This is a genomic window from Amycolatopsis sp. NPDC001319 (assembly GCF_042896185.1).
In the GTDB taxonomy this organism is placed as follows: Bacteria; Actinomycetota; Actinomycetes; order Mycobacteriales; family Pseudonocardiaceae; genus Amycolatopsis.
Window position 1 is genome coordinate 641,925 of record NZ_JBIAWY010000002.1, and the last position, 17,195, is coordinate 659,119.

Annotated in this window: 18 protein-coding genes; 7 read left to right on the forward strand and 11 right to left on the reverse strand. The window is 71.5% G+C overall.

The window, feature by feature from the left end; all coding sequences use genetic code 11:
• Positions 1–192: 192 nt before the first annotated feature.
• The 3 genes from ACFY1H_RS08745 to ACFY1H_RS08755 all read right to left on the reverse strand — a co-directional run bounded on the left by ACFY1H_RS08745 (position 193) and on the right by ACFY1H_RS08755 (position 2,349).
• Positions 193–1,350 carry an RNA polymerase sigma factor gene (locus tag ACFY1H_RS08745; protein WP_386945556.1) on the reverse strand — a complete coding sequence of 386 codons (1,158 nt, stop codon included), beginning with the start codon at positions 1,348–1,350 and terminating at the stop codon, positions 193–195.
• On the reverse strand, positions 1,347–1,754 hold the full coding sequence (locus ACFY1H_RS08750) for a YciI family protein (RefSeq protein ID WP_386945558.1): 408 nt from the start codon (positions 1,752–1,754) through the stop codon (positions 1,347–1,349). Before ACFY1H_RS08750 ends, ACFY1H_RS08745 begins: the two co-directional genes overlap by 4 nt.
• A 97-nt stretch (positions 1,755–1,851) precedes the next feature.
• Positions 1,852–2,349, reverse strand: a complete 498-nt coding sequence (locus tag ACFY1H_RS08755; protein WP_386945559.1) for a pyridoxamine 5'-phosphate oxidase family protein — start codon at positions 2,347–2,349, stop codon at positions 1,852–1,854.
• A gap of 236 nt (positions 2,350–2,585) precedes the next feature.
• Here ACFY1H_RS08755 and ACFY1H_RS08760 point away from each other — a divergent pair, with 236 nt between their 5' ends.
• Complete coding sequence (locus ACFY1H_RS08760; RefSeq protein ID WP_366576011.1) at positions 2,586–3,932, forward strand: MFS transporter; 1,347 nt, start codon at positions 2,586–2,588, stop codon at positions 3,930–3,932.
• Between the two features lie 60 nt (positions 3,933–3,992).
• Here the strand turns inward: ACFY1H_RS08760 and ACFY1H_RS08765 are convergent, their stop codons facing one another.
• The 3 genes from ACFY1H_RS08765 to ACFY1H_RS08775 all read right to left on the reverse strand — a co-directional run bounded on the left by ACFY1H_RS08765 (position 3,993) and on the right by ACFY1H_RS08775 (position 6,812).
• Positions 3,993–5,351: an SPFH domain-containing protein gene (locus ACFY1H_RS08765; RefSeq protein WP_386945952.1), complete on the reverse strand. Its 1,359-nt coding sequence runs from the start codon at positions 5,349–5,351 to the stop codon at positions 3,993–3,995.
• Positions 5,352–5,467: 116 nt separating this feature from the next.
• Complete coding sequence (locus ACFY1H_RS08770; RefSeq protein WP_366576009.1) at positions 5,468–5,902, reverse strand: NfeD family protein; 435 nt, start codon at positions 5,900–5,902, stop codon at positions 5,468–5,470.
• Positions 5,903–6,005: 103 nt separating this feature from the next.
• A complete protein-coding gene (locus ACFY1H_RS08775) occupies positions 6,006–6,812 on the reverse strand; it encodes a DUF3097 domain-containing protein (protein ID WP_386945562.1) in 807 nt (268 codons plus the stop codon).
• A gap of 102 nt (positions 6,813–6,914) precedes the next feature.
• Here ACFY1H_RS08775 and ACFY1H_RS08780 point away from each other — a divergent pair, with 102 nt between their 5' ends.
• Complete coding sequence (locus ACFY1H_RS08780; protein ID WP_386945564.1) at positions 6,915–7,691, forward strand: M50 family metallopeptidase; 777 nt, start codon at positions 6,915–6,917, stop codon at positions 7,689–7,691.
• Positions 7,692–7,726: 35 nt separating this feature from the next.
• Here ACFY1H_RS08780 and ACFY1H_RS08785 read toward each other — a convergent pair whose 3' ends face one another.
• The 4 genes from ACFY1H_RS08785 to ACFY1H_RS08800 form a co-directional block, all read right to left on the reverse strand.
• A complete protein-coding gene (locus ACFY1H_RS08785) occupies positions 7,727–8,422 on the reverse strand; it encodes a hemerythrin domain-containing protein (protein ID WP_386945565.1) in 696 nt (231 codons plus the stop codon).
• A gap of 109 nt (positions 8,423–8,531) precedes the next feature.
• On the reverse strand, positions 8,532–9,404 hold the full coding sequence (locus ACFY1H_RS08790; protein ID WP_386945954.1) for a phosphotransferase: 873 nt from the start codon (positions 9,402–9,404) through the stop codon (positions 8,532–8,534).
• Positions 9,389–10,198, reverse strand: coding sequence for an SCO1664 family protein (locus ACFY1H_RS08795; protein ID WP_386945566.1), 810 nt, complete (start codon positions 10,196–10,198; stop codon positions 9,389–9,391). Before ACFY1H_RS08795 ends, ACFY1H_RS08790 begins: the two co-directional genes overlap by 16 nt.
• Before the next feature lie 8 nt (positions 10,199–10,206).
• On the reverse strand, positions 10,207–10,782 hold the full coding sequence (locus ACFY1H_RS08800) for a DUF3090 domain-containing protein (protein ID WP_366575999.1): 576 nt from the start codon (positions 10,780–10,782) through the stop codon (positions 10,207–10,209).
• A gap of 119 nt (positions 10,783–10,901) precedes the next feature.
• On the opposite strand from ACFY1H_RS08800, the gene ACFY1H_RS08805 reads away from it, so the two are divergent.
• The 5 genes from ACFY1H_RS08805 (at position 10,902) to ACFY1H_RS08825 (ending at position 15,628) form a co-directional block, all read left to right on the forward strand.
• Positions 10,902–12,833, forward strand: a complete 1,932-nt coding sequence (locus tag ACFY1H_RS08805; RefSeq protein ID WP_386945568.1) for a prolyl oligopeptidase family serine peptidase — start codon at positions 10,902–10,904, stop codon at positions 12,831–12,833.
• Complete coding sequence (locus ACFY1H_RS08810) at positions 12,830–13,729, forward strand: LD-carboxypeptidase (protein ID WP_386945570.1); 900 nt, start codon at positions 12,830–12,832, stop codon at positions 13,727–13,729. The genes ACFY1H_RS08805 and ACFY1H_RS08810 overlap by 4 nt, the downstream gene beginning before the upstream one ends.
• Before the next feature lie 2 nt (positions 13,730–13,731).
• Complete coding sequence (locus ACFY1H_RS08815) at positions 13,732–14,145, forward strand: TIGR03668 family PPOX class F420-dependent oxidoreductase (RefSeq protein ID WP_366575993.1); 414 nt, start codon at positions 13,732–13,734, stop codon at positions 14,143–14,145.
• Between the two features lie 31 nt (positions 14,146–14,176).
• Positions 14,177–14,914, forward strand: coding sequence for a hypothetical protein (locus ACFY1H_RS08820; RefSeq protein WP_386945572.1), 738 nt, complete (start codon positions 14,177–14,179; stop codon positions 14,912–14,914).
• 147 nt (positions 14,915–15,061) lie between these two features.
• A complete protein-coding gene (locus ACFY1H_RS08825) occupies positions 15,062–15,628 on the forward strand; it encodes a hypothetical protein (RefSeq protein WP_386945574.1) in 567 nt (188 codons plus the stop codon).
• Here the strand turns inward: ACFY1H_RS08825 and mptB are convergent.
• Positions 15,625–17,187 carry a polyprenol phosphomannose-dependent alpha 1,6 mannosyltransferase MptB gene (gene mptB, locus ACFY1H_RS08830; RefSeq protein ID WP_386945575.1) on the reverse strand — a complete coding sequence of 521 codons (1,563 nt, stop codon included), beginning with the start codon at positions 17,185–17,187 and terminating at the stop codon, positions 15,625–15,627. The two genes, ACFY1H_RS08825 and mptB, sit on opposite strands and share 4 nt — an antisense overlap.
• Positions 17,188–17,195: the final 8 nt, after the last annotated feature.

Genomic DNA, 17,195 nt, shown 5'->3' on the forward strand with positions numbered 1-17,195 from the left:
CAGACGGCGATCGAGCACGTCGAGGGGCGCTCGCTGGTGAAGGGCACCGGGATCACGCGCGCCGCGGGGCGGCCGCGGCACACTGCGGGCCGGCCACTTCGCCGGGCAGGGCGGCGACGTGACCCACCGCGGGTTGAGCTCTACCGCGACGTCTACGCGATGTCCTGGCCGACCAGGCTCAACGACGCGGCGTCACTCGCGCAGCCGGGAGTTCAGCCGGGCGGCCTGCCGGGTGAGGTGGTCGCGTTCGGGCAGGTTGGGGGCGGCCGCGGCGGCTTCGGTGTAGAGGTGGGCCGCGGTGGCGGGGTCGCCGGCGCGTTCGTGGAGGTAGGCCGACGCCGCGGTGTGGCGGGGCAGGGTGGGGTCGAGTTCGGCGAGCGCGGCCAGGCCTGCGCGGGGACCGTCGGCCTCGCCGACCGCGACGGCTCGGTTGAGGCGGGCCACCGGGCTGTCGGTGAGGCGCACCAGCTCGTCGTACCACTCGACGATCTGCACCCAGTCGGTCTCCTCGGCCGACTGGGCGTCGGCGTGCAGCGCGGCGATCGCGGCCTGGGCTTGGAACTCGCCCAGGCGGTCGCGCGCGAGCGCGGCCTGCAGGATGTCGACGCCCTCGGCGATCAGGCGCGTGTCCCACTGGCTGCGGTCCTGTTCGGCCAGCGGGACGAGCCGGCCGTCGGTGCTGGTCCGCGCGGGGCGGCGGGCGTGGTGGAGCAGCATCAGGGCGAGCAGGCCCGCGACTTCCTCGTGGTCGATCCGAGCGGCCAGCTGGCGGGTGAGCCGGATGGCCTCGGCGGCGAGGTCGACGTCCCCGGAGTAGCCCTCGTTGAAAACCAGGTACAGCACCCGCAGAACCGTGGCGACGTCGCCGGCCTGGTTCAGACGCACGCCCGCCACGGTCTTCTTGGCCCGGGTGATGCGCTGGCCCATCGTCGCCTCGGGCACGAGGTAGGCCTGCGCGATCTGCCGCGTGGTCAGCCCGCCGACCGCGCGCAACGTGAGCGCGACGGCCGAAGCCGGGGTCAGCGACGGGTGCGTGCACAGGAAGTACAGCTGCAGCGTGTCGTCGGCGACCTCGCTCGGGCCCGGTTCCGGCTCCTCGTCCGCGCGCAGTTCCCGGTTGCGGCGCGAGGAGTCGGCGCGCGCGGCGTCGAGGAACTTGCGCCACGCGACGGTGACCAGCCAGCCCTTCGGGTCACGCGGCGGGTCGTCCGGCCACACGCGCACGGCCTCCACCAGGGCTTCCTGCACCGCGTCCTCGGCCGCCGCGAAATCGGCTCCGCGGCGGCCGAGGATCCCGATCACCGCCGGGGTGAGGGTCCGCAGCAGGGTCTCGTCCACCGGCACCGTCATTCGGTGATGGCGGGGCACTCGCCGTAGAACGGGCGCACCTCGAGCCACTCCTGGACCGGCTTGCCACCCGCACCCGGTGCCGCGGACAGCTCGCCGGCGAGTTCGACCGCGCGCTCGTGGGACTCGACGTCGATGATCACCCAGCCGGCGATGAGGTCCTTGGTCTCCGCGAACGGCCCGTCGGTGACCGGCGGCCGGCCCTCGCCGCCGGAGCTGACCCAGGTGCCTTCCTGCGAGAGCGCCTGGCTGTCCACGAACTCGCCGGTGCTCTGGAGCTTGGCCGCGAAGTCGCGCTGGTACTGCACGTGGGCCGTGACCTCGTCGGGGGTCCACTGGTCCATCGGCACGTCGTTGCCGGCGGCCGGCGCGCCGCGGTAGTGCTTGAGCAGCAGGTACTTGGCCATCGTCGTTCTCCTCGGTGTGGTTCCGGCCCATTCTGGCCGGGTTCGGTAGGGGGACGCAGCCGTTCGCGGGTTCCCGACATCCGGCGGCGGAAATCTTCTAGGCGTGCTGACGCTCGGCGCGCTGCTTGACGAGCTCTTCGACGGCGCTGGGCAGGGTGGTCTCGAAGTCGATGAGCTTCACCCAGGTCGGGGTCACGACGATCCGGACCATGCCGTCGTAGAGCGACCGGACCTCGGCCTCCCACTCGACGCGCTGTTCGGCGGTCATCTCGTAGGAGCCGTTCATCTGCAGGTACTCCTCGGGGATCCCGTCGACGACGTCCAGCTCCGCGCGGCCGCGGACGAGCAGGATCTTCGGCGGGTGCACCTCGGTGTCGATGGTGAGCGCGACCATCGGGTTGGCGCGCAGCGAAGGGAGCTTCGGTGCGTTCTTGGTGGTGCACATGACGATCTCGGTGCCGTTCCAGGCGAACCCGATCGGCACGGTGCGCGGCGTCCCGTCCTGGGCGACGTAGGCCAGGCGGGTCAGGTCGCGCGCCAGCAGCTCCTGGCTGAGCGGGCGGTTGAGGATCTCGGTGATCTCGCTGCGGTCCACGGGGGTCTCCTCGGTGAGGCTCGGTCTGTGTTCGCCGCGGGGACGGAGCCGCGCCCGGGTTCCCGACATCCCGTCGCGAAGTTTTCCGGAACAATCGCAGACCGTGGTTTTCGGCGGAATACGACCACAAAGGGTGACGGGATGAAACGGCCTTCCCGCATCGTTCGTCAGGAATCGCCGAACCGGGGCAGGTGCCTCACACTATTGAGTGACGCCAGTCACGAGAGGTGTGCATCATGGTTCTAGGCGACAACGAAGTCACCAAGTCAGTCGCAGCGTCCTCCGGAGACCGTCGAGTGCAGGTGCGGCGGGCGGCGCTCGCCGGGTCGATCGGGACGACGATCGAGTGGTACGACTTCTTCCTCTACAACACCGCCGCCGCACTCGTCTTCCCCCACCTGTTCTTCCCCTCTTCAACCGGCTACGCGGGCGTGATGCAGTCGTTCGCCACCTACGCGGTGGGGTTCGCCGCACGCCCGGTCGGCGCGGCGATCTTCGGGCACTGGGGCGATCGCCTGGGGCGCAAGGCGACGCTCATCGTCACCCTGCTCCTGATGGGCTTGTCCTCGGCACTCGTGGGGGTGCTGCCGGGGACCGCGTCGATCGGGATCGCGGCTCCCATCATCCTGGTGCTGCTGCGCCTGGTGCAGGGCATCGCGATCGGTGGTGAGTGGAGCGGATCGGTTCTGCTCGCGATGGAATGGGGTGACCAACGCCGGCGCGGGCTGCTCGCCAGTTTCGCCCAGGTCGGCGTGCCGGTCGGGCTGGTGCTCGGAACCGGTGGCATGACCCTGCTGTCGGCCACGCTGTCGCAGGAGGACTTCGATTCGTGGGGCTGGCGGATCCCGTTCCTGCTCAGCCTGGTGCTCGTGGTCATCGGTCTCGTGATCCGGCTCCGGATCCTCGAGACCCCGATGTTCGCGGGGGTGGTGGCGAACAAGAAGACGTCGAAGGCGCCGGTGAAGGACGCGGTGCGCCACCACTGGCGGGAGATCCTGCTCTCGGCGGGCCTGCGCTTCAGCGAGCAGATGCCGTTCTACCTGTTCACCAGCTTCGTGCTCGTGTACGTGGTGGAACGTCCCGAGTTCAGCAAGACGTTCATCCTCAACGCGGTGCTCGTCGGCGCGCTGGCGGAGCTGGTGCTGATCCCGGTGTTCTCGCAGCTCTCCGACCGGATCGGCCGGAAACGGGTGTATCTGAGCGGCTCGGTGCTCACGGCGGTGATCGCGTTCCCGTACTTCACGATCCTCAGCCACGCCGGACACGTGCTGATCTTCGTCGCGGTGATCGTGTCGCTGGCCGCGCACGCGATGCAGTACGGGCCGCAGGCCGCGCTGATCGGCGAGAGCTTCCCGACGCACCTGCGCTACGGCGGCGCCGGCCTCGGGTACCAGCTGGCGTCGGTGTTCGCGGGCGGGCCCGCGCCGCTGCTGGCGACGTGGCTGCTGCACCTGACCGGCACGCCGTACTCGGTGTCGATCTACATCGTGCTGTCCGCGGTGGTCACGGTCCTGTGCGTGATCGCGCTGCCGGACCGGTCGAAAGCGAACATCGACGACGTGAGCGTCTACGCCCGCCGTTGACGACGAAAGAGGGGCGCCGCACCGGAATGACGGTGTGGCGCCCCTCTTTCGCGTGGTGCGTCAGCGGCGCTGCTGCGGCGGCCCGCCCTGGGGTCCGCCGAACGGGCCCTGCTGCGGGAACGGCCCGCTGCCCGGACCCTGCCCCTGCTGACCGCCGAACTGCTGCGGCGGGCCCTGGTACGGACCACCCGGCGGAGTGGTCGGGGGCTGCGGCTGCGGGAGCGACTGGGGGTTCTGCTGCTGGAGCCCCGGCGGCGGCGTGCTGGGCGGCGGCGTGGTCGGGGCCGGCGGTGCGGGCGGCTCTTCCTCAGCCGGTGCGGCCGGAGCCGCGGCTTCCGGCGTCGAGGTGGGGCCGCCGAGAGCGCGGCGCGGCGGCGGGGTGTTGAGCGGGCTCGGCACCTCCTTGCGCGCCACGGCTTCCGCGGCGGCGACGGCCTCGGCGACCTTCGGGTCGGTCGAGGTGTCGAACCAGCCGGCGACCTCGTCGTCGTCGAGGTCGGGGCGTTCGGGGGTGTCGTCCTTCGGCGGCTCGTAGCGGAACACGCCGTCGTCGCCGGGGGCGCCGAGCGCGCGGGCGAAGCCCTCGAGGGCCTTGCCGTAGTCGCTCGGGATCATCCAGACCTTGTTCGCGTCGCCCTGCGCCATCTGCGGCAGGGTCTGCAGGTACTGGTAGGCGAGCACCTCGGGCGTCGGCCGGCCGGCCTTGATGGCGGCGAAAACCTTCTCGATCGCCTTCGCCTGACCCTGGGCCTGCAGGTAGCGGGCGGCGCGTTCACCCTGCGCGCGCAGGATGCGGGACTGCCGCTCGGCCTCGGCCGCGAGGATCGCGGCCTGCTTCTGGCCTTCCGCGGAGAGGATCTGGCTCTGCTTCTGGCCTTCCGCCGTCTTGATCGACGACTCTCGCTGACCTTCGGCGGTGAGGATCATCGCGCGCTTCTCCCGGTCGGCGCGCATCTGCTTCTCCATCGAGTCCTGGATCGACGGCGGCGGGTCGATCGCTTTGAGCTCGACCCGCGCGACGCGGATGCCCCAGCGGCCGGTGGCCTCGTCGAGGACGCCGCGCAGCTGGCTGTTGATCGCGTCGCGGGAGGTCAGCGTCTGCTCCAGGCTCATGCCACCGACCACGTTGCGGAGCGTGGTGGTGGTGAGCTGCTCGACACCGATGATGTAGTTGGAGATCTCGTACACTGCGGCGCGCGAGTCGGTGACCTGGAAGTACACGACGGTGTCGATGTTGACCGTCAGGTTGTCCTCGGTGATCACCGGCTGCGGCGGGAACGAGACGACCTGCTCGCGCAGGTCGATCCGGGCGCGGACCTTGTCCAGGAACGGCACCAGGAACGTCAGGCCGGGCGAGGCGACCGTGCGGAACCGGCCGAGTCGCTCGATCACCGCCGACTGGGCCTGCGGCACCACCATGATCGCCTTGACCACCGTGATGATGACGAACAAGACCAGAAGCGCGACCACGACGATCGCAATTGTCGACAAGAGCGTTTCCCCTTACCTAGTACCGTTTTCCGGAGTTCTCGCGATCACGACACGACGTCCACCACGGCGGTGGCGCCGGAGATCTCGACGACGGTCACGCTGGTGCCCGGCGCGATCGGCGGGTGCGACTCGTGCACCGCGCGCGCCGACCAGATCTCTCCCCCGATCTTCACCTGCCCGGCGTCGTAGTCCACTGTGGACACCACGACGGCGCGGGCGCCGATGAGCGCGTCCGTGCCCGTGGGTGTGTGGGAGCCGGCGAGGAAGCGGCGCTTGAGCGCGGGGCGGACCAGTGCCAGCAGTGCGACGGAGCTGACGGCGAACACGGCGACGTCGATGAAGATGTTGCCGGTGATCGCTTCGGAGCCGGCGCCGAGCAGCGCGGCGATGCCGAGCATGATCAACACGAAGTCGCCCGAGATGACTTCCGCGATCATCAGGACGATGCCGATGATCAGCCAGATCAATGCTGCTGCCATGTGCTCATGCTCTCAGATCGCGCCGGTTCGCACCGGGCAAGTGACTCGACGTGACCGACGCGTGACCTTGCCCGAAATCGGGCATACCGGGCTCACTTCCGGGTCATTCGGCGGGTTCGGTGACGAAGTCGATGAGCCGTTCGACGGCGCCGATGAGCGGCGTCTCGAGGTCGCGGAAGCTGCTCACGGCGGCCAGGACCCGTTGCCAGCCCTCATAGGTCTCGCCCCAGCCGAGCGCCTCGCAGATCCCGACCTTCCACTCGGTGCCGCGCGGGATCTCCGGCCAGGCGCGGATGCCGACCGCGGCAGGTTTCACGGCCTGCCAGATATCCACGTACGGGTGACCGGTCACGAGCACCTGTTCGTCCCGGATCTGCGCGACCAGCCGTGACTCCTTGCTGCCCGTCACGAGGTGGTCCACCAGCACGCCGAGGCGGCGGCCGGGCCCGGTGCCGAAGTCGGCGATCTTCCCGGCCAGCACGTCGACGCCGTCCAGCGGCTCCACGACCACGCCTTCCACACGCAGGTCGTGGCCCCACACGCGTTCGACGAGCTCGGCGTCGTGCTTGCCCTCGACCCAGATCCGGGAGTCCCGTGCGACGCGGGCCTGCAGGCCCTGCACCTTCACCGAGCCGGACGCCGACACCTTCTTGACGGGCGCGGCGGCCTTGCGGACCGGCACGAGCGTGACGGGCTTGCCCTCCAGCAGGAACGCCGCCGGGCCGAGCGGGAACACGCGGTGGCGGCCCTTGGCGTCCTCGAGCACGACATTGCCGTACTCGATCTTCACGACCGCGCCGCAGTAGCCGCTGGCGGGATCTTCGACCACGAGGCCGGGTTCGGCCGGGATCTCGGGGATCTTCCGCTTGCGCGGACCCGACAGCACGTCGTCGTACGAATGTGAGCGCACGGCCGAGCACCGTAGTGCGGTTCGTAGGCCGAAGTCGTGCCGCCACGCCGGGCGGCTCTTGATCCTTGACGGCCTTCGATGCGCCGGAAATGTCGTACCCACGTGCGATTCTTCGGGTTCCTGCCGTTCCCAGGGGAGGTCGAGGTCATGGCGGGTGGGGGGATCTTCGGGTCGCTGACCGGGACGGTCGAGGCGCCCGGGCAGTGGTTGGTGCTGGTGACGGGCTTGTTCGCGGCCGCGGTGTCGGCGGGGACGTTCGCGTTCCTGTCGAGCGAGAAGGATCTGCTGATCGGGCACGCGAACGTGCTGGGGACGGTGTTCCACGAGGCCGGGCACGCGCTGGCGAGCGTCCTCACCGGCGGCGGGGTGTACCGGATCGCGATCACCGGCGCCGACAGCGGTGCCACGTGGTCGTGGGCCCCGTCGCCGTGGTCGCGGACGTTGACGAGCGTGGCCGGGTACGCGATGCCGTCGCTGGCCGGGCTCGGTGCCGCCGGGCTGCTGCGCCACGGCCACGCGCCCGCCGTTCTCGCGCTCACGACGCTGGTGATGGTGCTCGTGCTGGTGGTCACGCGGGACCTGATCACCTTCGTCGCGGTGGTCGCGCTGGGGATGGTCACCTTCACCGTCTGGCGGGCGGCACCGGGGTGGGTGCAGAACGCCGTCGCGTACGGCGAGGCGTGGCTGCTGCTCACCAGCGAGATCGGCGGGCTGGCCGCGATCGTGTCCAACCGGGTGCGCCACGGCCTGCGCGACCACACCGACGACGCGGCCGGCCTCGCCGAGCTCACCTCGATCCCGGCGTTCGTGTGGATCGCCGGCTGGTTCGTGGTCATCGGCTGGGCGCTGGAGAAGGCGGTGCCGCTCCTGTGGCCGTGACGAGTGGCCGTGCCGCTGGGCCGTGACGGGCCGGTTCAGCGGGCGTGCGCGGATTCCTTCGGGGGCGTGCGGGTGCCGTGGAGGGTTTCGGCGAGGTCCGCGTACAGGCGCGGCGCCAGCTCGGCGAGGGGGTCGCGGGCTTCGGCGGGCAGATTGCCGAGGGTGTCCCGGACGGCCCCGGGGTCGCCTTCGTACATCATGATCCCGAGCACGAGCGGGAGCTTCTCGGCCGGGAGCGCGGCCGCGGCCTGGGCGGCCATCGTGTTCCACTCGGCGGCGGTGATGTGCTGTTCGATCAGCGGGAGCACGTAGTCCTCTTCCGCGCCGAGGTGCTCGTACAGCACGGTGATCAGCGGGTCGAGCACGGCCAGCACGGCGTCGCGGTGCGCGGGGTCCGGCTCGCTGCGCCAGGCCGCGACGGCCTCGGTGAGGTCGACGCCGAGGAACGCGATGCGTTCGTGGTGGCGTTCCATGCCGTGCACGAGCGGCGCGACGTCGGCGGGGCAGCGGTCGAGCAGGTGCGGCCAGATCTCGAGGTCTTCGGCGTGATGGTGGTGGTGCAGGATCGTGCTGACGAGCTCGAGGTGGCCCGCGACGAGCGCGGCGCGCGCAGTGTCCCCTTCGGCGACGCCGGTGATCAGCTTCGGCATCAGCCCGAACTCGCGGCGCAGCGCGGTGTGCACCATGCGCATCTCGCGGGTCATCGCGCCGGGAGCCTTCGTTGCGGTCATGTCAGTCCTTCGGCAGCGGGAGCCGGCGCGTGCTCGCCCGGCATCCCGCGACACGGCGCTCGGCACCGCAACGGTTGAACCCGGAGCCGAACAGTGACAAGCGCCACACCTACCGCAGGAGCGCGAGGACTGCGTCGGTGAAGGGCGTCGGGCCGGTGCGGCGCAAGGGGCCCATCGCGACGAGGGGGGCGAGCGCGACGCACCACGCGCGGGTGCGGCCGGGGTCGGGCAACTCGGCGAGGCCGTCGTCGAGTGCGCCGCCGTCGGCGAGCGGGAGGAACGCCCAGTCGACGCTGTCGAGGGCCGGGTCGCCGATGCACGGGCGGGGGTCGATCGCGACGAGGCCGCGGGCCGGGCCGGCGTCGAGGACGTTGCCGGGGTGCAGGTCGCCGTGGACGAGAGCGACGGGGCCGGTGGTGGCGAGGGTTTCGGCGCGGGTGCGCCCGGTGCGCAGGACGTGCATCGGCAGGTGCGCTTGCGCGGTGCTGCCCCGCAAGCGGCGTTCGGCGAGGTCGAACATCGCGTGGACGCGCTCGAGCTGGGTCGGGAACGGGCCGTCCGCGCCGACGCCGTGGAGCTGGCCGAGCAGGTCGCGGACCTGGTTCCAGGGGACGTCGGCGCCGGTCAGGGGGGTGCCGGGCACTAGGCCTTCGAGCAGGATCGCGCCCGCGGCGAGGTCGGTGTCGAGCAGCTGCACGACTCGAGGCAGGCCGGCCCACGCCTGCAACGCCGTGGCCTCGGCCCGGGCGATCGCGGGATCGGGGCACAGTTTCAGGACGCGGGGACCGTCGGGGCTGTCGCACAGCAGGGTCCGGCCGGTGTTGCCCGGGCGCGCTTCCCGGACCGTGAGGGTCCAGCGCTGCGCGAGGCGCGTGACGAGTTCGGGTAGCGCGTCGCACCACGGTCCGACGCCCGCGCCGAACCGGTCGACGAGCCTCGCGCGGGCCGTGGCGTCCAGCGAGTCGTTCAGAAGAGCGGCCAGGGGATCGCGCGCCAGTCGTCGCCGGGTTCGGGGAAGACCCCTTCGGCGAGCAGGAAGTCGGTCCGCTGCGAGAGCGCGCGGACCTCGAAGGTGGTGATGTGCTCGCCGAGGTCGGCGCCGAGCTTGCCGTCGAGGTCGGACCGCAGCTTGCGCAGCTTCTCCGCGGCCTCGTCGCCGAGGCGCTCGCCGATCCAGCCCCACAGCACGGTCCGCAGCTTCGGGTCGGTGTGCAGGCAGATGCCGTGGTCGACGCCGTAGACGCGGCCGTCGGTGCCGGCGAGCAGGTGCCCGCCCTTGCGGTCGGTGTTGTTCACGATGACGTCGAGCACGGCCAGCTCACGCATCCCGGGGTGGTCGGCGTGGACGAGGACCGCCGGGTCGCCGAGGCGGTCGTGGGCGTGCAGCACGGTGCGCCAGCCTTCGGGGACCTCGTCGGGCGCGCAGACGTCGACGACGTCGCCGTCCTCGGCGGTCTCCACCCACAGCTGGACCATGCCGGGCCCGAACGGGCCGTCGCGCAGGACGGTGGGCGGGATGGCGCCGAGGCCGGACGCGTCGGCGATCATCGCGGTCGCGACCTCACGGCCGGCGAGGGTGCCGTCGGGGAAGTCCCACAGCGGCCGCTCCCCCGACACCGGCTTGTAGACCACCCGGCCGGTGACGCCGTCGAGCTCGATCGCGCAGAACAGGGTGACGTTGGAGGCGTCGACGAGCCGGCCCTCGACGTCGATGCGGCCGTGCGTGACGAATTCGCGCGCGGCGGGGTCCGTCGGCTCCGGCGGAGTGCTGGCCACCGGCGCCCTCAGTCCTCGGCCACGTCGACGTCGCGGCGGTAGCCGTTCTGCCGGGGGCAGATGTGCCCGGTCGCGTCGAGGGGCTCGCCGCACAGCGGGCAGGGTTTGCGCCCGGCGTTGACGACGCGGTCGGCGCGCTCGGCGAAGGCGCGGGCGGCGACCGGGGTCAGGAACACGCGCACGGCGTCGGGGCCCTCCTCGGTGTCGTCGAGGACCACCGTCTCGTCGACCTCACCCTCGGTGATCGCGAGCAGCTCGATCACGACGGCGCTGGAGTCGGCGTCCCAGCCGAGGCCCATGGTGCCGACGCGGAACTCCTCCTCGACGGGCACCGTGAGGGGGTCGACGTCGAGATGGTCGTCGGGGACGTCGGTGGGCACGTCGGCGCCGAAGCGGCTGGCGACCTCCTCGAGAAGGGAGCCGAGGCGTTCGGCGAGGACGACGACCTGCTGTTTCTCGATCGTCACGCTGATCGTCCTGACATCTTCCGACGCCTGGAGGTAGAACGTGCGATCGCCGGGCTCGCCGACCGTTCCGGCGACGAACCGGTCGGGCTTGCGGAAGACGTGGATTACGCGAGACATAGCACCCCCGACCCTAGGCCACGGGCGCATGATCGGCATCCGCCGCCCCTGGTTGACCGGGATTTCGGTGCGGTGCGTGCGGGTGCGGACACGCAGCGGATCGCCGTTAGGCTTTCCGGGTGCCACAGATCTCTTCATACGGAACCTGGACCTCACCCGTTTCGGCGGCGGACGTGGCGGCCGCGGGAGGTGGCGCACAGTGGCCGGCGACCGCGGGTGACGAACTGTGGTGGGCCGAGGCCCGACCGGCCGAAGGCGGCCGCGTGGCGCTCGTGCGCGCGGTGCCGGGTGGCGGGGTCGAGGACGTGCTGCCGGCGCCGTGGAACGTCCGCAACCGGGTGCACGAGTACGGCGGCCGGCCGTGGGTCGCGATCGGCGACGTCGTGGTTTTCACCCATTGGGCCGATCAGCGGGTGTACGCGTCGGTCGCCGGTGAGGTGAGCGCGCTGACGCCGGAGCCGGCCGAGCCGCAGGGCGTGCGCTACAGCGATCTTCGCGCGGGCCGCGCCGGTGAGGTGTGGGCGGTGCGGGAGCGCAGCACCGGACCGCGCCGCACGGACATCTCCCGTGAGCTGGTGGCCATCCCCGTCGCGGGCGGGGCCGAGCGCGTGCTCGTGGCGGGCCATCGGTTTTTCACGGCGCCGCAGCTCTCGCCCGACGGTGCGCACGCGGCGTGGCTCGCGTGGGACCACCCGGCGATGCCGTGGGACGGCACGGAGCTGTTCGTCGCGCCCGTGGACGGCGACGGGGTGTTCGGCGAGGCCCGGGTGCTGGCCGGTGGCGCCGACGTGGCGGTCTGCCAGGTGGAGTGGGAGACGCCGGACCGGCTGCTGGCGCTGCTCGATCCGGACGGCTGGTGGAACCTGCACCGCGTCGGGCTCGACGGGACGGTAGTGAACCTGGCGCCGGTGGAGCGGGAGATCGGCGGCGCGATGTGGAAGCTCGGCGCGAGCTGGTTCGTGCCGCTCGGCGGCGGGCGGCACGCCGTCCTCACCACGGACGGGCTGGCGGTGCTCGACGAGCACGCCGGTTCGGTGACGCCGGTCGTGCCGGAGCTGAGCGTGTGGTCGACGTCCGGGCTGGCCGTGGTGCCGGGTGGCGTCGTGGGGATCGCCGGGGGCGCGGACCGCGAGAGCGCCGTGGTGCGCGTGGATCTCGACGCGGGCACGTGGACGGCGCTGACGCCGCAGCCGGCCGACCTGCCGCCGGCGGAGTACCTGCCGGTGCCGCAGGAGCGTGTGTTCACCGCGGCGGACGGTTCGCGGATCCCGGCGTTCGTGTTCGCGCCGCGGAACCCGGACTTCACCGGTCCCGAGGGTGAGCGGCCGCCGTTCCTGGTCCACGTGCACGGCGGGCCGACCGGGCGCAGCGACGCGGCGCTGGACCTGACGATCGCGTATTTCACCAGCCGTGGCATCGGCGTGGTGGCCGTGAACTACGGCGGCTCCACCGGGTACGGCCGGGCGTTCCGGGAGCGGCTGCGCGAGCAGTGGGGTGTGGTGGACGTCGGCGACTGCGTGGCGGTGGCCGAGGCGCTCGTGGCCGAGGGCGCCGCCGACGGCGCGCGGCTCGGGATCCGGGGTGGCAGCGCGGGCGGGTTCACGTCGGCGGCGTCGATCACCATGACCCGCACGTACGCGGCGGCGACGGTGAAGTTCCCGATCCTGGACCTCGCCACGTGGACGGGCGCCGGTGGCGAGACGCACGACTTCGAGTCGCAGTACCTGGTGGGGCTGGTCGGCCCCTACCCGGAGACCGCGGACCGCTACCGGGAGCGTTCGCCGATCACGCACGCGGGTTCGCTGGCGGGGCCGGTGCTGTTCCTGCAGGGGCTGGAGGACCAGATCTGCCCGCCGGAGCAGGCGGACCGGTTCGTCGCCGGCCTGGCCGGCAGCGGCGTCGACCACGCCTACCTGCGGTTCCCGGGTGAGCAGCACGGGTTCCGGCGGGCGGAGACGATCGTGACCGCGCTGGAGGCCGAGCTGTCGTTCTACGGCCAGGTGTTCGGGTTCGCGACGCCGGACGTGGCGAAGCTGGAGCTGTCCCGATGAGACCGCCGCGGCTGGCGCCCGGGGACACGGTGGCGCTGGTGGCGCCGTCCGGTCCCGTCGCGCCGGATCTGCTCGACGCGGCGCTGCCGGTGCTGCGCGGGTGGGGTGTGAAGGTGCGGGTCGGCGAGGCGGTGCACGGCTCGACGTCGGGCTACCTGTCGGCGCCGGACGAGGTGCGGGCGGCGGAGTTCACGGCCGCGTGGCTCGACCCGGAGGTGTCGTGCGTGCTCGCGGCCCGTGGCGGGTACGGCGCGCAGCGGATGCTGGACCTGATCGACTGGGCGGCGCTGCGCGCTGCCGGGCCGAAGGTGCTGGCGGGTTCGTCCGACGTGACGGCCCTGCACCGTGCCGTGGCCACCCACCTGGGCCTCGACACGTTGTTCTCGCCGATGCCCGCTTCGGTCCTGTTCGACGAGACCGCGGCCGAGCACCTGCGGCGCACGCTGTTCGAGCCGGAGCGCACGCGCGTGCTGCACGCGCCGGCCGCCGACGTGCTCGTGCCGGGCCGCGCGTCGGGCGTGCTGGTGGGTGGCAACCTGTCGCTGCTCGCGGCCGGGCTCGGCACGGTGGAGCAGGGTTCGGCCGCGGACGGGATCGTGCTGCTGGAGGACGTGACCGAGAGCGTGTACCGGATCGACCGGATGCTGACGCAGCTGCAGCGCGCGGGCTGGTTCGCCGGCGCGCAGGGCGTGGTGCTGGGCTCGTGGGCCGCGTGCGGCGACCCGGCAGAGATCCGGGCGCTGGTGCTGGACCGCTTGGCCCCCTTGGGCATCCCGGTGCTGGGCGACTTCGGCTTCGGCCACGTGGCGTCCTCGCCGACGCTGCCACTGGGCGCGCGGGCTTCGCTGGACACCGAGCTGGGCACGTTGACCCTCGACTCCCCCGCGCTGGCCTGATCATGCGGTTGTCCGCTTCGGAAGCGCGAGCTCGCTTCGCGGCCTCCCGCGTGGCCCGCCTGGCGACGGCTTCGGCTGCCGGCGTGCCACACCTGGTACCGGTGACCTTCGCGGTGTCCGGTGATTCGATCGCCTTCGCCGTCGACCACAAACCCAAGTCGACGACCGCGCTGCGCCGCCTGGCGAACATCGCGGAGAACCCGGCCGTGTCCTTCCTCGTCGACGCCTACTCCGACGACTGGTCCCAGCTGTGGTGGGCCCGCGCGGACGGCGTCGCGCAGGTGCTGGATCCGGCCGCGCGGGCCGAGCCGGTGTCGTGGCTGGTGGCGAAGTACCCGCAGTACGCCGAGCACCCGCCGGAACACGCGGTGGTCCTCACGACCGTGCACTCGTGGCACGGCTGGTCCTTCTCGTAACGGTGTGACGACGGCCGCTAACGATCGCCGGGTGATCGACGATCTTGCTGCCGTGCTGAGGAAAACGCTGGTTTTGGCCGGTCTCGTGCTGGTGCTCGCGGGATGCTCTTCGGGCGAGGTGAAGGCCGGGATCGGGACGCGCACGTCGACCCCGCCTCCGACCACGAGCCGGAAGTCGCACATCCCGAAGCCGGCGGATCTGTCGCAGTTCCTGCCGACGGACGAGGCGCTGGCCCCGACGGGGTTCGCGGTGGAGGACCAGCCGCGGTCGACCATCAGCGTCGTGTACCCGAAGAAGCTCATCGTCGCCTGTGAGAACGAGGCGATGGAGTCGTGGGACAAGGCCGTGGTCGAGGGCAGCTCGGCCGGCTGGTTCAAGATGGGCGGCGGCGCGAACCCGGCAGTGACCTCCGAGACCGTCGACGAGCGCATGGGCCGCTACGACGGCGTGACCGGCGCGCAGGTGGTTGCCCAGATCAAGGCCGCCATGGCTTGCGGCACGTTCACCGAAACGGCCGAGGACTTCAAGGTGGACGAAAAGTTCACCGCCCCCGCGCTCCCCGGGGTCGACGCGCAGTACGGGTTCTGCGGCGCGGCCGCCGACACTCCTGATGTCCGGAAGTGCGTCCTGTTTCTCGCCCACGGCGATCGGGCGGAGGTGCTCGAATCGACCGAGATCAACGACGAGGGCCTGAAACCCGGCAAGGCGAAGAAGAGCCTGCTGACGACGCTGCCGATGTTCGCCGCGGCGTTCGCCAAGGACCGGTAACGATCACCGGGTGATCGGCGATCTTGGTGCGTGCACAGACGGATTTTGTGGAAAACGGCGGCGGTGTCCGGTCTCGCGGTGATCGTCGCGGGATGTTCGTCCGGTGCGGCGACGACCGGGCCGAGTGCGACGACGAAGGCGCCGCCCGTGTCGAGTAGCGCGCCGCCTTCGTCGGTGGTGCATCCGCCGACGTTGGAGCGGCTGCTGCCGACCGAGGACGAACTGGCGGAGGTCGGGCAGGACGAGTACGTGCAGCCGGTCGAGTACGTCATCGGCGAGACCACGCCGTTGCGGCTGGTGAACGCCTGCGGTGCGGCGCAGCCCTGGGACGCGAAAGCGAAGCTGGGTGCCCAGGCGCATTCGAACAGCGAGAGCGGCGAGATCGCGCAGCTCGTGGCCGAGTACGACGGTTACACCGGTGCTCAGGTCGTGGCAGGTGTGAAGAAGGCGCTCGCCTGTGGCCACGTGACGGTGCAGCACCTTGACTTCGGGTCGGTCAGCGAGTTCACGGCGCCGAAGGTGGCGGATGCGCAGTACGGGTTCTGCGCGGCGCCGACCGACCCCATCGGGGTGCGGATCTGTGTGCTGGTGCTGGGCAAGGGTGACCGGGCCGAGTCGCTCGTCTTCACGAACACGGACTGGGTCGACAAGCCGGGCCGGTCCGTGTTGGCGAAGGTCGCGCCGCTGTTCGCCGAGGCGCTCGGGCGGCCCTAGCCCTCGGAGGTGGGTGCCGCGGGGAGGAACTTGTCTTCCCGCGGTCGCCGCCACGCCGAGATGAGGCCCAGGGGGTCCGGGCGCAGCAGGGACGCGGCCGCGTAGAGGCTCACCACCACGACGATCGCGATGAACCACCAGTCGTACAGGGCCTGTTCGCCGGTCGGGTAGTACACGAGGGTCACGAAGACCGACACGGCCACCACGGCGGAGAGGTTCCGGCGTTCCCAGGGGAACGCGGAGATGAGCACGAAGCCCCAGGTGAGGTACCACGGCAGGGTCGGCGGCATGAGGATCGCGACGGCCAGCAGCGTGATCGCGGCGCGATACACGGCCTTGCTGCCGCCTTCGCGGGCGAGCCACCACTGGCGGATGCCGAACGCGGCGAGGCCGATCATGGCGATCGCGCGGGCGACGGTGACGAACGGCGACGGCTGGACGTTGGCGACGAGGTGCACGAGGTTGTACACGGCTTCGCCGATGCCGGTCGGGAAGTTGAGCCAGTTGGCGATGAGCTGCGGTGCCGCGAGGCCCGACCACCAGCCGAGGTTGAGGGAGCCCAGCGAGACCCAGGTGCCGGCGACGAACACGGGCAGGAAGAGCCCGACGGACGCGGCGCCGGCCTTGAAGAAGTTCTTGACCTTCGACTCGCCGGTCATGTTCGCGGCCCACATCCAGACGAGGAAGGGCAGGGCGACGGCGGCGGTCGGTTTGATCAGCATGCCGATGGTCACGAGCACGACGGCGACGATGTACTTGCGCTCGAGGGCGGCGAGGACGCCGGTGGTGAGGAAGCCGAGCATCATGAGGTCGTTGTGCGGGCCGCCGAAGAGGTGGATGACCATCATCGGGCTGGCGACCGCGAGCCACAGCGCCACGGGGAGCTTGCCGCCGAGGTGCTTCACGAGCCGCGGCAGCGCCCACAGGGTCATGCCGAGGCCGACGAGCAGCACGGCGCGGGTGAGGATCACGCCGGCGATCATGTTGTCCTGCGTGATGGACACGATGCCCTTGGAGATGAGCAGGAACAGCGGCCCGTACGGGGCGGGCGTGGTCTGCCAGAGCGGGTGGACGTTCTGCACCACGTTGGGGAGCACGTCGAGCTCGGCGGGGCCGTTGGCGTACGGGTCGAGCCCGTAGAGCAGCTGGGCGCCCTGGCCGAGGTAGGAGAAGACGTCGCGGGTGAACAGCGGCGGCGACACGAGCAGGGGCGCCATCCAGCACAGGGCGGCGACGAGGATGGGCTTGCTGCCGATGCGGCCGGCGAGCACGTAGCGGCCGAGGCGGACCCAGGCCCAGACGACGAGCGCGAAGCCGAGGTAGAGCAGTCCGTTGGCGAGCGCGCGGCCGTGGCCGTAGCGGATCCACGACAGCGGGCCGTGGCCGAGGACGGGGTCGCGGATCAGGATCCCGCCGGCGCCGAGCGCGGCGAGCATGAGCAGCGTGGTCCCGATGGTGCCCATCGCGATCGTGCGGTACGGGAACCGCGAGGGCGTGAGGAATCGCGCGTCCGGAGCGCTGATCGCGGACGGCTGCGCGGAGTCGGTGGTGGTCGCCATTTCGATCC

What these genes read in the sequence shown, in the direction of transcription:
- ACFY1H_RS08785 (WP_386945565.1), bottom strand. Translation starts at nt 8,422, where the DNA reads ATGACCGCAACGAAGGCTCCCGGCGCGATGACCCGCGAGATGCGCATG.
- mptB (WP_386945575.1), bottom strand. Translation starts at nt 17,187, where the DNA reads ATGGCGACCACCACCGACTCCGCGCAGCCGTCCGCGATCAGCGCTCCG.
- ACFY1H_RS08810 (WP_386945570.1), top strand. Translation starts at nt 12,830, where the DNA reads ATGAGACCGCCGCGGCTGGCGCCCGGGGACACGGTGGCGCTGGTGGCG.
- ACFY1H_RS08765 (WP_386945952.1), bottom strand. Translation starts at nt 5,351, where the DNA reads ATGGTGGTGCCGCAGGCCCAGTCGGCGGTGATCGAGCGACTCGGCCGG.
- ACFY1H_RS08815 (WP_366575993.1), top strand. Translation starts at nt 13,732, where the DNA reads ATGCGGTTGTCCGCTTCGGAAGCGCGAGCTCGCTTCGCGGCCTCCCGC.
- ACFY1H_RS08750 (WP_386945558.1), bottom strand. Translation starts at nt 1,754, where the DNA reads ATGGCCAAGTACCTGCTGCTCAAGCACTACCGCGGCGCGCCGGCCGCC.
- ACFY1H_RS08760 (WP_366576011.1), top strand. Translation starts at nt 2,586, where the DNA reads ATGGTTCTAGGCGACAACGAAGTCACCAAGTCAGTCGCAGCGTCCTCC.
- ACFY1H_RS08800 (WP_366575999.1), bottom strand. Translation starts at nt 10,782, where the DNA reads ATGTCTCGCGTAATCCACGTCTTCCGCAAGCCCGACCGGTTCGTCGCC.
- ACFY1H_RS08745 (WP_386945556.1), bottom strand. Translation starts at nt 1,350, where the DNA reads ATGACGGTGCCGGTGGACGAGACCCTGCTGCGGACCCTCACCCCGGCG.
- ACFY1H_RS08770 (WP_366576009.1), bottom strand. Translation starts at nt 5,902, where the DNA reads ATGGCAGCAGCATTGATCTGGCTGATCATCGGCATCGTCCTGATGATC.